Source organism: Rhizobium sp. 16-488-2b, from assembly GCF_017741815.1.
Classification (GTDB): domain Bacteria; phylum Pseudomonadota; class Alphaproteobacteria; order Rhizobiales; family Rhizobiaceae; genus Rhizobium.
The window spans coordinates 18,575-31,546 of the sequence record NZ_JAGHMF010000031.1; the positions used below are offsets into that span (position 1 = coordinate 18,575).

The 12,972-nt window shown below is 62.4% G+C and carries 9 protein-coding genes and 1 pseudogene; all 10 read left to right on the plus strand.

Features of this window, described 5'->3' with window-relative positions; all coding sequences use genetic code 11:
• Positions 1-3: 3 nt before the first annotated feature.
• Positions 4-756 (plus strand): triose-phosphate isomerase, encoded by a 753-nt coding sequence (gene tpiA, locus J5286_RS22395; protein ID WP_174158365.1) that lies wholly within the window; start codon positions 4-6, stop codon positions 754-756.
• Positions 757-871: 115 nt separating this feature from the next.
• Complete coding sequence (locus J5286_RS22400; protein ID WP_245206669.1) at positions 872-1,060, plus strand: helix-turn-helix transcriptional regulator; 189 nt, start codon at positions 872-874, stop codon at positions 1,058-1,060.
• A 74-nt stretch (positions 1,061-1,134) separates the two neighbouring features.
• A pseudogene (locus tag J5286_RS22405) lies at positions 1,135-1,544 on the plus strand (helix-turn-helix domain-containing protein).
• A gap of 50 nt (positions 1,545-1,594) precedes the next feature.
• On the plus strand, positions 1,595-2,521 hold the full coding sequence (locus J5286_RS22410; RefSeq protein ID WP_245206670.1) for a helix-turn-helix transcriptional regulator: 927 nt from the start codon (positions 1,595-1,597) through the stop codon (positions 2,519-2,521).
• A 293-nt stretch (positions 2,522-2,814) separates the two neighbouring features.
• On the plus strand, positions 2,815-2,991 hold the full coding sequence (locus J5286_RS22415; RefSeq protein ID WP_037126275.1) for a hypothetical protein: 177 nt from the start codon (positions 2,815-2,817) through the stop codon (positions 2,989-2,991).
• 176 nt (positions 2,992-3,167) lie between these two features.
• On the plus strand, positions 3,168-4,196 hold the full coding sequence (locus tag J5286_RS22420) for a DUF3991 and toprim domain-containing protein (RefSeq protein ID WP_209193610.1): 1,029 nt from the start codon (positions 3,168-3,170) through the stop codon (positions 4,194-4,196).
• A gap of 65 nt (positions 4,197-4,261) precedes the next feature.
• Positions 4,262-4,867, plus strand: a complete 606-nt coding sequence (locus J5286_RS22425; RefSeq protein ID WP_174158368.1) for a DUF1419 domain-containing protein — start codon at positions 4,262-4,264, stop codon at positions 4,865-4,867.
• Between the two features lie 12 nt (positions 4,868-4,879).
• Positions 4,880-5,281 (plus strand): DUF3085 domain-containing protein, encoded by a 402-nt coding sequence (locus J5286_RS22430; RefSeq protein WP_174158369.1) that lies wholly within the window; start codon positions 4,880-4,882, stop codon positions 5,279-5,281.
• Positions 5,282-5,400: 119 nt separating this feature from the next.
• Positions 5,401-10,506: a helicase-like domain-containing protein gene (locus tag J5286_RS22435; protein WP_209193611.1), complete on the plus strand. Its 5,106-nt coding sequence runs from the start codon at positions 5,401-5,403 to the stop codon at positions 10,504-10,506.
• Between the two features lie 674 nt (positions 10,507-11,180).
• Positions 11,181-12,935, plus strand: a complete 1,755-nt coding sequence (locus tag J5286_RS22440; RefSeq protein ID WP_209193612.1) for a ParB N-terminal domain-containing protein — start codon at positions 11,181-11,183, stop codon at positions 12,933-12,935.
• Positions 12,936-12,972: the final 37 nt, after the last annotated feature.

Sequence of the window (12,972 nt, forward strand, 5' to 3'; positions counted from 1 at the left end):
ACCTTGAGCAACTCTCCCCGCCGGCTCATCGTCGGCAACTGGAAAATGAACGGACTTACGGCCGATCTCTCCGAGATCGAAGAGGTCGCATGGAACATCGGTGAACTGAGTGCAGACGTGGCTATATGTCCTCCGGCAACGCTTCTGCAATCCGCCGTGAGGATAACCGCCGGAAGCCGGATTCTTCTCGGCGCCCAGGATTGCAGCGCTCAGGAAGGTGGCGCTTACACCGGCGACATATCCGCCCGCATGATCGCCGACTGCCGCGCCCGCATCGTCATACTAGGTCATTCCGAGCGGCGGCAGTATCAGTGCGAGACGGATGCGATCGTCAGGCGCAAGGCCGAGATCGCGCTCAGCGCCGGCTTGATCCCCGTGATTTGCGTGGGCGAGACGGAAGCGGAGCATCTCCGCCAGGAGACCCTCGCCGTCCTAAAAAGCCAGCTGCAGGATTGCCTGCCCGCCGCGTTAAACGAAACCGCCGTGGTCATCGCCTATGAGCCGGTCTGGTCGATCGGGACCGGACGCGTGCCGGACCAAGGCGAAATCCTTGCCGCTCATACCTTCATCCGATCCAGTCTGATCGATGCCTATGGATCGGTCGGTGCTCAGCTGCGGATCCTCTACGGTGGATCAGTCAAGCCTGAGAATTCGGCCGAGATTCTTGCTCTTGAAAACGTCGACGGTGTTCTGGTCGGCGGCGCAAGCCTGCGCGCCGCGAGCTTTCTTCGGATCTGCGAGGCGACCGGGACATAGGCCACCCGCCCGTCTGTTGCAGAAGCCCGAGACAAACCAATAGGGCGGATCGTTCGCCCTATTGCTCGAGGATGAAATAAACACCAACGAAAGCAGGTTGGTCATGGAACATTGGATGCTTTCGCCCATCGAAAAGACCTGCCTTCGATGGGTGTCGATGGGAAAGACTGTTGATGAAATCGCCCTGCTCCAGGGCAGGAGCGTCATCGAAATTGAAGGATTTCTCGAGCAAGCGCTTGTCGCACTCGAGGCAAGCACGATGCAGGAGGCTCTCGAAAAGGCAAGCCTTTCGAAGCCCGACTGACGTTGGCCGCAGGATGGCGATCAGCAAACCCACGATCCTTCAACGACAGGTATGGCGATGAATTGACCAATCATGTGAAAAATCAGAATGCGACCAAAACACCGAGCCCGATCGATGTCGAGGTCGGGGCAAGGATCCGCACAAGGCCAAGCTTGCCGAGGCTTTGGGCGTGACGTTCCAGCAGGTCCAGAAATACGAAAAGGGCATGAACCGCGTCGGCGGGAGCGGGTTGCCCAACGTCGCGAATGTGCCGGGCGTGCCGGCGTCGTCCTTCTTCAATTCCGAGACCCGAGACGGACAAGCTAAAAGGCTGAGAGGTTCCACCGCGGAAACAGGACTGGGCGCCTTCCTCCAATCCGACGAAGGCAGGGATCTCAAGGGCGCATTCGCCAGGATTGCGGAACCTGCGGTTCGCCGGCAGGTCATATCCCTCGTCAAGGCAATGGCTGCGACGGCAGTGAACGGTCCCCGGGGGGACGTATAGGTTCGGGTCGATCCTGTTTCGCCGCGAGCTTGAAGATTTGGAGAGTTCTATTGCATCATACTGCACTCCGACACGGTGACATGGTGCAAGCCGGCCCGGCGGGTCCGCTGGACCGCGACCACGTGTGTTCCGCAGGAGATACACACTACATCCTCGGCCGTTTCAGCGCCTGGAAGGGAAAGTGCCGTTCAGCCCTGAAACTTGGCTTCGATGACGCGCCCGATGCATTCGTTCTTTACCTGCCCTCCTCGAGTGCATCGGAGATGCGTTCCGGTTCGCCGCGTTTCCTGTCCACCCGAGCAACAGGTTTTCTGGAAGATCTTGCGCACTTCGACGAGCTGACTCCTCATGAACATTCCAGCTATATCGGCTTGTCCTTCGAAAAGGCGGCAATGGTCCAGCAAGTGAGTGAACTGCTGGATGGTCCCGTCACGACGGATCTCGAATTCGATCGTATTGTCGATCTGACTTCCGAGAAAGGATTGCGGTTGGCGGCGCTCGGCCATCTTGTCTGGAGTTGCCTCAATCTTTCAGAAGCAGATCGACTGTCACCGGCTGCCATCGAGCGGCTGTTTCAGGCGACGATGATCGCACTTTTGGAGGTCGCTCCTAACAGCTACATGCCGCGACTGGAACAGTCGGTCTCGCCCGCTGTCCCATGGCATGTGAAACGCGCCATCGACTACATGCATGCAAACCTGGCCCAATCCATCACGGTCGCCCTGATCGCAGCCGAGACCGGTACGAGCGTCAGGGCATTGCAGGGGGCCTTCCAACGGTTCAAAGGCACCACGCCTTTGGGCTATCTCAGAGCGATTCGCCTCGAAGCTGCCCGTAGAGCTCTCATCGGCGATCGTGGCTCCCGATCGATTGCTGACGTTGCACGCAATGCAGGGTTCACCCACATGGGGCGGTTCGCGGCGGCCTATTATCAAGCTTTCGGCGAAACGCCTTCGGAAACGGTCCGGATGCGCTGAGTTTCCGGTCGAGCGGTAGCGAAGGCGGAAACGATCGTAGGTGCTGGGGCGGCGGGAAACTGCTGCAGATTCGATAGGCGTGCGTGGATCCTTTATCTCCAGCGGAAGCAGCCCAATCCCGCTCTTTTGTGATGGCGTCCTAGCCCGGCGCCGGATCTTCCACGATCAACCCGTAAAGGGTCCACTAGCAAGCTGCGGCCGCTTCGGCTTCGCCTCGCGGTGATCGCGCCCGCCGTCGGGCCTTTTGAGGAGCCATCGAGCGGGATTGGCCCGCTCCCGAAGGAGCCTCTCACATGTCGCACGATCTTTCCCTCGCTCAGTCCCACGCCTTCCAGCTCTCCCGCGACCTGATGGTCCCGGTCACCCTTTTCTCGGTCGATGGCGAGTACGGCGTGCTTCCTTCCGACGAGATCGACGCCGACGACGATCTCGAGATCGTCCACGAGTTCTTCCCTTGGCCGGCTCATTGAGCCGCTTTGCCGTTCGGGGTGCCGCTCGCGAGCGGCAGGCCGCAAGGGAGGCTGCGCCGCGGGCGGGTATTGCATGATCCGACAATTGTCAGCCGCGCCCTTGCCGCCTTTGCTCTTCGCGGCTGGTGGAAGCGCGCCCGCGAAATGACGGGCAAGGAAGGCAAAGAGGAAAAAGCATGAACAGAAAGGATATAGAGGCGCTGCGCGACCAGGTGAGTTGTGCCGCCGTTCTTGAGCATGCGGGCTTCGCCATCGATGCGAAGGAGAGTACCCGTCGGGCGGTCAAGTTTCGCCGAGGGAGCGAGATCATCATCGTCACCCATGAGGGGCGCGGATGGTTCGACCCGTTGAGTGATGCAAAAGGCGATGTGTTCGGACTTGTCGAGCATCTCGATCATGTCGGCTTTCTCGAAGGCGCCGGGAGGGTCGCCGACCTCGTCGGTTTCGCGATCACCGAGCCGGAATGGCTGCCTTCGAGGCACGATCAAGGATTCGATCTCGCTCTACCTGAGCGTTGGCAAGGACGTCGTCGTCCGTGGCCCGGCTCGTCGACATGGGCTTATCTCTACGGGGACCGTTTCCTGCCGGTCCCTTTGCTCCGCGCCGCGATCAGGCAGGACCGCCTTCGGGAGGGTCCATGTAGCAGCATGTGGGCGGCGCATACGGACCATGCCGGGATTGTCACCGGCTGGGAGGCGCGAGGGCCTGAGTATCGGGGCTTTGCCTCCGGAGGAACGAAGGTTCTCTTCCGTCTCGGGCCGGAGACAGCGTTGCGCCTGGCCGTCACTGAAGCTGCGATCGACGCCATGAGCCTTGCCGCCATCGAGGGGCCGCGGGACGGGACGCTGTATCTCAGCACGGGCGGCGGATGGTCGCCGTCAACGGAGGGGGCGTTGCGGCAGTTGGCCTCGCGGCCCGATGCTCTCCTCGTCGCCGCGACAGACGCCAATCCCCAAGGAGAGATGTTTGCCGAGCGGTTGCGGGCGCTCGCTCACGAAACCGGCTGCGACTGGTCGAGGCTCCGCCCGCCCGAGGAGGACTGGAACGAGACCCTGAAGATCAGGGAGAAAGAAAAACGGGAAAGAAAGGAAGGCGGCGTGCCGCATTCGCGCCGCCCGCGTCAAGGGAAGCTTCGCCCGGCGGAGCCGGCCCTTGACCCGGCCGGCCGCGATGCCGGCGGCCCGGAAGGTGTCATGAAGGACTGAAGAGGATGGCAAGGTCGGAAGGACAGTGCTGCGCTTCGGTCCGAAACCATCCGAAGGAGCCGCAGATGAATCCCTCTCCCACAATCCGCAAGGTTTTCCAGGGCGTGGCCTCACGCCAGCAAATGTTCCTCATGTTTGACCGGCACGCCCAGCGTCCGAACCGTTGGGAGGGTGACGCCTCGCCGCTCTATGCCGGCGAATGGTTTGAGATCGGCGAGGGCGAGCATGACTATATGTTCGAGATCCTGCCACCGCTCTGGATCCGCGGCGCGATGTTTGCAATGCGCGAGTTTCTGACTGGTTCGGTGACATCAGTGTTCTTCGCCTTGCCGATCGATGGCGCCATTCGACATTTTCATGGCTATTGCGACCTCTCCGACGGGCAAGCGGCCGAGCGCATGCGCGTGGCAATCATCGAGCGTGAGAGCCGGCCCGTGCGCGCCATGACTCGCGAGGAACGCCTGGAACACATCTGGAGCATCGCGGCGGACGACTATCGTGGCTTTGCCGGCGATAGCTGGGAGGAAGCCGCGCGCGGCAAGCGCACAATCGTGCTCTTCGGCAGCAAGATGGGCCGCACGGTAAAACTGCTGGACGATCTGACCGACGACGAGGTCGCAGGCAAGCTGCCGGTGCAGCTGCGCCACCTCCCCTCGCCAATCGCCGCGTGAAGGAGGTACACCATGCTTTCCTTCCCGCTCACATCCGTCCGCCAGGTCATCGCCCGCGGTCGTGCCGACGCGGAAGCCCATGGCGGCTTTCGCAATCCCTATTACGGCCTGCGCCCTGGCAAGGACGAAAAGCCGGGCCTCTGGCTCGTCGGCGACCAGGGCGTCTACCTCCTGTCGAACGGCAAATTGCCAGATGGTACCAAGCCTTTGGTCGTCTATGCCGAGGAATGCGATCCCCGCACCAATGATGACTGGTTCGACGTCAAACGCCGAACCTTCGGCGGCGACGACGGCGTCGATTTCATCGATGCGGAACAGCTGGAAGCCATGATGACGGCTGCTCCGGAGGCGACGCACCTTCGTATCGTATTTCGTCAAGACTCGATGCAGCTCAGCCTGATCGCGAAGTCTTAAGGCAATTCGCGACCAGTCCGGCCCGTTTGGCCACCAAACCCAAACCCCCTGAGTGTCCTTCAGTCCCGCAAGTAGCTCCCGCGGGGTGATGACGCTCGCCATTTCCCGAGGAAAATTTCATGAGCAACAATCCCTTCACTCTCGACGTGTTCGGCGGCAGCGCGCTCTCGTCCGGCCTCGGCCTTGGTGTCACAGCGTTCGGCGTCTTCGATACGGTCGCCGCCAATGACGACGACCCCGAACCGCCGCCGCCCTCTCCCGCGCCGGCCTTGCCGGTCGCGACGATAGAACATCCGGTGCCCCGGCGGCAGGGCAACCGGTGCAACTTCTACCTCGACGATGCGGATCGAGGCTTGGCCGCATCCTGGAAGGATCGCGCCCGCGTCAATGTTGCGGCGATCCTGATCGCGAGCAACATCGAGAAGCAGGATCGACCAGCCACTCCGAAGGAGCAGGCGCAACTCGTCCGCTTCACCGGCTTCGGCGCGAGCGAACTGGCGAACGGGATGTTCCGCCGTCCTGGCGAGCTCGATTTCCGGAAGGGCTGGAGTGAGCTCGGCGGCTCGCTCGAAAGTGCTGTTTCAGATGCTGACTACACCTCACTCGCCCGCTGCACGCAATATGCCCATTTCACGCCGGAGTTCATCATCCGGGCAATCTGGTCGGGCTTGCAGCGCATGGGCTGGCGTGGCGGCCGCGTGCTCGAGCCCGGTGTCGGTACGGGCCTGTTTCCAGCTCTCATGCCGGCGGCGCTTCGCGACAGGACCTTCCTCACCGGCGTCGAACTCGATCCCGTCACCGCCCGCATCGTCAAGCTGCTTCAGCCGAAGGCGCGGATCATCAACGGCGACTTTGTGCGAACCGATCTGGCGCCGATCTATGATCTCGCGATCGGCAATCCACCCTTCTCCGATCGGATTGTTCGCTCTGACCGGACTTATCGCTCGCTCGGGCTTCGGCTGCACGACTATTTCATCGCCCGTTCGATCGACCTGCTCAAACCCGGCGCGCTCGCCGCCTTTGTCACCAGTTCCGGGACGATGGACAAGGCGGACCCGACGGCGCGCGAGCACATCGCCAAGACCGCCGACCTGATCGCGGCGATCCGATTGCCGGAGGGTAGCTTCCGCCAGGACGCCGGCACGGATGTCGTGGTCGACCTTCTCTTCTTTCGCAAGCGCAAGGTCGGCGAACCGACAAGCGATCTGGCCTGGCTCGATCTCGAGGAGCTGCGGCCCGAAAGCGAGGACGAGGGCGCAATTCGCATCAACCGCTGGTTCGCACGGCATCCCGGTTTCGTTCTCGGTGATCATGCTCTCACGTCCGGACCCTTTGGCGAAACCTACACCTGCCGGCCGCGCGCCGAGGAAGACCTGCAGGCGGCTCTGCTGCAGGCCATCCGGCTCCTTCCCGAAGGCCGCTACGATGGCGAGCCGACCGCGATCGACATCGACCTCGAGGATGAGCTCGGCGAGATCATCGATCTTCGGCCCGAGAACCGACAGATCAGGGAAGGAAGCTTCTTCATCGACATCAAGCGCGGTCTCCTGCAGATGGTCGGCGGATCTCCGCAGGCGGTGAACGTACGAAAAGGGCGATCAGGGGAAGGCCTGTCCGAAAAGCACGTCGGCATGATCAAGAAGCTGATTCCGATCCGCGATGCGGTGCGCGAGGTGCTGAAGGCCCAGGAACAGGATCGCCCATGGCGGGATCTGCAGGTTCGCCTGCGCGTCGCCTGGTCGAGCTTCGTGCGCGATTTCGGACCGATCAACCACACCACGGTCTCGATCACCGAGGACGAATCCGGCGAGATGCGCGAAGCGCACCGCCGTCCGAACCTGCAGCCGTTCCTCGACGATCCCGATTGCTGGTTGGTCGCTTCGATCGAGGATTACGACCTCGACACCGATACGGCGAAACCGGGTCCAATCTTTTCCGAACGGGTCATCGCGCCCCCTGCCCCGCCGGAGATCACCAGCGCCGCGGACGCGCTAGCCGTCGTGCTCAACGAACGCGGTCGCGTCGACATCGAGCATATCGCCGAACTGCTGCACCGGAATGCCGATGCGGTCGTCGACGAACTCGGCGATGCGATCTTCAGGGATCCCGCGGACGGTTCCTGGCAGACCTCGGATGCCTATCTCTCCGGGCCGGTCCGCACCAAGCTTGCTGAGGCCGAAGCTGCTGCGGCGCTCGATCCCGTCTTCGGGCGGAATGTTCGCGCGCTTCAGGCGGTGCAGCCCGCCGATCTTCGTCCCTCCGACATCACCGCGCGCCTCGGTGCGCCGTGGATACCGGCGAGCGACGTCGTCGCGTTCGTGAAGGAGATGATGGGCGCCGAGATCAGGATCCACCATATGCCCGAACTCGGGAGCTGGACCGTGGAGGCCCGGCAGCTTGGGCTTACTGCGGCCGGCACATCGGAATGGGGCACCAGCCGCCGCTATGCTGGCGAGCTGCTGGCCGATGCGCTGAACAGCCGGGTTCCGCAGATCTTCGACATCTTCAAGGATGTGGGTGGCGAGCGGCGTGTTCTGAACGTCGTCGATACCGAGGCCGCGCGCGACAAGCTGCAGAAGATCAGGCAAGCCTTCCAGAACTGGGTCTGGACAGATCCGGATCGCACCGACCGCTTGGCGCGGGTCTACAACGACCGCTTCAACAATATCGCGCCTCGCAAATTCGACGGCTCTCATCTGAAACTTCCCGGCACCTCAGGCGCCTTTGTTCTTTATGGGCACCAGAAACGCGGCATCTGGCGGATCATCTCCTCCGGCTCGACCTATCTTGCGCACGCCGTCGGCGCCGGCAAGACGATGACGATGGCGGCTGCGATCATGGAGCAGCGCCGCCTGGGGCTTATCGCCAAGGCGATGCTCGTGGTCCCCGGCCATTGCCTGGCACAGGCTGCCCGCGAGTTTCTCGCGCTCTATCCAAACGCCCGCATTCTCGTTGCCGACGAGACGAATTTTACGAAGGACAAGCGCGCCCGCTTCCTGTCACGCGCGGCGACGGCCACCTGGGACGCGATCATCATCACGCATTCGGCGTTCAGATTCATCGCCGTGCCGTCTGCCTTCGAACAACAGATGATCCACGATGAGCTGGAACTCTACGAGGATCTGTTGACAAAGGTGGACAGCGAGGACCGCGTCTCGCGCAAGCGCCTCGAGCGGCTGAAGGAAGGCTTGCAGGAACGTCTGGAAGGGCTTGCGACCCGCAAGGATGATCTGCTCACCATCGCCGAAATCGGTGTCGATCAGATCATCGTCGATGAGGCGCAGGAATTCCGCAAGCTTTCCTTCCCCACAAACATGAGCACTTTGAAGGGTATCGACCCGAACGGCTCGCAGCGCGCCTGGGACCTCTATGTAAAGTCTCGCTACATCGAGACCAAAAACCCCGGCCGGGCGCTCGTGCTTGCCTCGGGCACGCCGATCACCAACACGCTCGGCGAGATGTTCTCGATCCAGCGCCTGCTCGGCCATGCAGCGCTGCTCGAGCGCGGGCTGCACGAGTTCGATGCCTGGGCGTCCTGCTTCGGCGATACCACGACCGAGCTGGAGATCCAACCGTCCGGTAAATACAAGCCGGTCAGCCGCTTCGCGAGTTTTGTCAATGTCCCGGAACTGATCGCCATGTTCCGAGCCTTTGCTGATGTCGTCCTGCCTGCGGATCTCCGCGAGTACGTCAAGGTGCCGGATATCTCCACGGGTCGACGGCAGATCCTCACAGCAAAGCCGACGCCTGCCTTCAAGGCCTATCAGCAGATCCTCGATGCCCGCATCAAGGCGATCGAGATGCGCGAGGGGCCGGCGCAGCCCGGCGACGATATCCTGCTCTCGGTCATCACCGACGGCCGCCATGCGGCGATCGATCTCCGCCTCGTGATACCGGCCAACGACAACGAGGAGGCCAATAAGCTCAACCTTCTCGTCCGCAATGCCTTCCGGATCTGGAAGGAGACGAGCGACGATACCTACGTCCGGCCGGACGAAAAACCCTTCGAGCTGCCGGGTGCCGCGCAGATGATCTTTAGCGATCTTGGAACCATCAACGTCGAGAAAACTCGCGGCTTTTCGGCCTACCGCTGGATCCGTGACGAGCTCGTGCGGCTCGGTGTTCCCTCGTCCGAAATCGCCTTCATGCAGGACTACAAGAAGACCGAGGCCAAGCAGCGGCTGTTCGCTGACGTGCGCGCCGGCCGAATTCGGTTCCTGATCGGATCGTCGGAGACGATGGGAACCGGTGTCAACGCCCAGCTCCGGCTCAAGGCGTTGCATCACCTCGACGTGCCGTGGTTGCCGTCGCACATCGAACAGCGCGAAGGCCGCATCGTCCGGCAGGGCAACCAGCATGATGTCGTCGACATTTTCGCCTACGCCACTGAGGGCAGTCTCGACGCTTCCATGTGGCAGAACAACGAGCGAAAGGCCCGCTTCATCGCCGCCGCGCTGAGCGGAGATACCTCGATCCGCCGGCTCGAAGACCTCGGTGAAGGGCAGGCCAACCAGTTCGCGATGGCCAAGGCGATCGCTTCCGGCGACGAGCGGCTGATGCAGAAGGCTGGCCTTGAGGCCGATATCGCGCGACTGGAAAGGCTGCGCGCCGCGCATGACGATGACCAGTACGCGGTCCGTCGGCAGATGCGCGATGCCGAGCGTGACATCGAGGTCTCAACCCGTTGCATCTCAGAGATCGACCAGGACATCCAGCGCCTTGTTCCGACAGGCGGTGATGCCTTCGCCATGACCGTGCTGGGCAAGGTCCACCATGAGCGTAAGGAGGCCGGTCGCGCGCTGATGAAGGAAATCCTCACGCTCCTCCAGCTCCAGCAAGAGGGCAAGGTACACCTCGCATCCATTGGCGGCTTCGATCTCGCCTACGACGGCGAGCGCTTCGGAAAGGGTGACGGGTATCGCTACGCCACCACGCTCCAGCGCACTGGTGCCGCCTACGAGATCGATCTTGCGGTCACCGTCACCCCGCTCGGCGCGATTTCCCGCCTCGAGCACGCGCTCGACGGTTTCGAAGAGGAGCGGGAGCGCTATCGCCATCGTCTGGATGAAGCGCACCGGCGGCTTGCCTCCTATCGTTCCCGCGAAGGCGGCACCTTCGCCTTCGCCGACGAACTTGCGGAAAAGCGCCGACAGCTTCGCGACGTCGACGATGCTCTTGCAACCGCGTCCGCTCAGAACGACGACGCCCCGGCGGAGGCTGCTTGATCTGGATCAGCGGTTTTGATGCAACGCAGCATTTGCATAGCTGCGTTGCACAATATTTGCTTTCCTTCCGATCGAAATTTGAGCATAGTGCTCACAGCTGATGCACATGGCGGATTTCCTCCCAGTGCCGCCGCAGCAGCTGTTCCCCTCTGGAGGTTTAAATTACCTTCACATCTAAAGGGCCCGAGTTTTCTCGTGGCCCTCTTTTTTTGTCCTGATTTTCGGCCTGTCGATGCGACGCCCATGACGTTCGCGTCGCCGACGGCCTCACCGCGCTCAGGACATCAGCTCGACACGCTCGATCGTTTGGATCAGTCGCGCTCTCGCATCCTCCGGGTGGTTCAGGACAGTCACGACGTCGGAGAGGCTTGAATCCTCCAAAAAGTGTGAGCGGCAGCGTCCCGAAGGATGGAGGACCAATAGAAGGAGGAGGAAAAAGAAACCGGTCGCTGACCGGTCCGACCGTCGCCGCTCGCGCTCAACCGCCGCCTCCGCATCCCGGCCCCTCGACCTGCGCAGGGCTGTCAGCCCCGCGTGTCCTTCGCGGCAGGGACGCTCGGCCGCAGTTGCGCCGGCCCGCCCGCCCTGCGGTCCGGGAGGTGTCTTCGAAAGAAATGAAGACAGGAAGGACCGGCAAGAGAGCCGCGTCCCGCATCCCGGAGAAGGAAAATCCCATGCACATCATGAAGGTCGATCCGCGCTCGTTGAAGGACAACCCGGACAACACCCGCCAGTCCAAATCCACTCCCCAAGCCGATGCCCTGTTGCTCGCCACGATCAAAGCCGTCGGCATCATCCAGCCGCCTGTCATCTTTCCGGAGGTCGGTGGCGGGAACGGCTACGTCATCGAAGCTGGCCATCGGCGCACCCGTATGGCCATTGCCGCAGGCCTCGAAGAGATCGAGGTTCTCGTCGTCGAAGCCGCTAACGACAATGGCGCCATGCGGTCGATGGTCGAGAACATTGCCAGGGAGCCGCTCAACCCCGTCGACCAGTGGCGCGGCATCGAACGCTTGATAGCGCTCGACTGGACCGAGGAAGCAATTGCAGTCGCGCTTGCCCTGCCCGTCCGGCAGATTCGCAAGTTGCGCCTGCTCGCCAACGTCTTGCCGGCAATGCTCGACCAGATGGCGCTCGGCGACATGCCGAACGAGCAGCAGCTTCGGACGATCGCGGCGGCACACCTCGATGAGCAGAAGGAGGTCTGGAAGGCGCACAAGCCGAAGAAGGGCCAGCCTGCCACGTGGTTCCAGATCGCCAACGCGCTGAGCAAGACCCGCATGTATGCAAAGGATGCGAGCTTCGGCGACGATCTCAAGGAAGCCTACGGCATCGAATGGATCGAGGATCTGTTTGCCCCCGCCAATGAGGACAGCCGCTATACCACCAACGTCGAAGCCTATCTCGGCGCCCAGCAGGAATGGATGACGAACAATCTGCCCAAGAAGGGCGTGATCGCCGAGGTTACGCAATGGGGCGAGGCGAAGCTGCCGCAGAAGGCAAGCCGCGTCTATGGCAAGCCAAGTAAGGGCGACCACACCGCCATATACCTCGATCGGAACGGCAAGGTTCAGACCGTGCACTACCGGATGCCGGAGGAAAAGAAGACCGGGGGGAAGGGAGCGCTCGTTGGAGGTGGTGCCACCGCTGGCGACGATGTGACCGACGCGCCGAAGCAGCGACCTGATGTCACGCAAAAGGGCCACGACATGATCGGTGACCTCAGGACCGACGCGCTGCACGAGGCGCTCGCCCGCGCACCGATCGAGGACGATACGCTGACGGCGCTCCTCGTGCTCGCTTTTGCCGGCCTGAATGTCCGGGTCGACTCCGGTGCAAACGACACCGTCTTCGGTCCGAAGCGGTTTGCGCGCCATGCGGTTCGGCTGCTCGACGGCGACGGCAAGCTGTCCTTCGACATCGACACGTTGCGGATTGCCGCCCGCACGATGCTGGTCGATGTGCTCTCTTGCCGCCGCGGCATGTCGAACAGCGGTATCGTCTCGCGCATTGCCGGCGAGGCCATCGGTGCGGATGGATATCTCCCGAACATGGGCACGGAGGACTTCCTGCTTTGCCTGTCGCGGCAGGCGCTTGAGACGTCGTGCAAGGATATCGCGGTTCTGCCGCGCCCAAAGGTCCGCGAGACCCGTGCCGCCCTCGTCGAGCACTTCAAGGAAGGGCATTTCGTCCATCCGGCAGCCCTGTTCGCTCCCGATCCGAAGGAACTTTCCGGACTGCTCAAGCAAGGCGAGATCGTCGAAGAGGAGGACACCGTCACCTCCGACGAAGCGACGGATGGTCTTGTAGACGAGCTTGCGGGCGGCAGGGTTGCCGGCGATGCGGCCGATCTCGACGTTGCCGATCCGCAGGTCGGTGACGACGCCGCCGACGAGGACGAAGCCGCCTACGGGATTGCGGCCGAATAGCCACCCTCCCCTTTTCATCCGATCGACACCCCGCCGC

What these genes read in the sequence shown, in the direction of transcription:
- J5286_RS22400 (WP_245206669.1), top strand. Translation starts at nt 872, where the DNA reads ATGCTTTCGCCCATCGAAAAGACCTGCCTTCGATGGGTGTCGATGGGA.
- J5286_RS22415 (WP_037126275.1), top strand. Translation starts at nt 2,815, where the DNA reads ATGTCGCACGATCTTTCCCTCGCTCAGTCCCACGCCTTCCAGCTCTCC.
- J5286_RS22420 (WP_209193610.1), top strand. Translation starts at nt 3,168, where the DNA reads ATGAACAGAAAGGATATAGAGGCGCTGCGCGACCAGGTGAGTTGTGCC.
- J5286_RS22425 (WP_174158368.1), top strand. Translation starts at nt 4,262, where the DNA reads ATGAATCCCTCTCCCACAATCCGCAAGGTTTTCCAGGGCGTGGCCTCA.
- J5286_RS22430 (WP_174158369.1), top strand. Translation starts at nt 4,880, where the DNA reads ATGCTTTCCTTCCCGCTCACATCCGTCCGCCAGGTCATCGCCCGCGGT.
- J5286_RS22435 (WP_209193611.1), top strand. Translation starts at nt 5,401, where the DNA reads ATGAGCAACAATCCCTTCACTCTCGACGTGTTCGGCGGCAGCGCGCTC.
- J5286_RS22440 (WP_209193612.1), top strand. Translation starts at nt 11,181, where the DNA reads ATGCACATCATGAAGGTCGATCCGCGCTCGTTGAAGGACAACCCGGAC.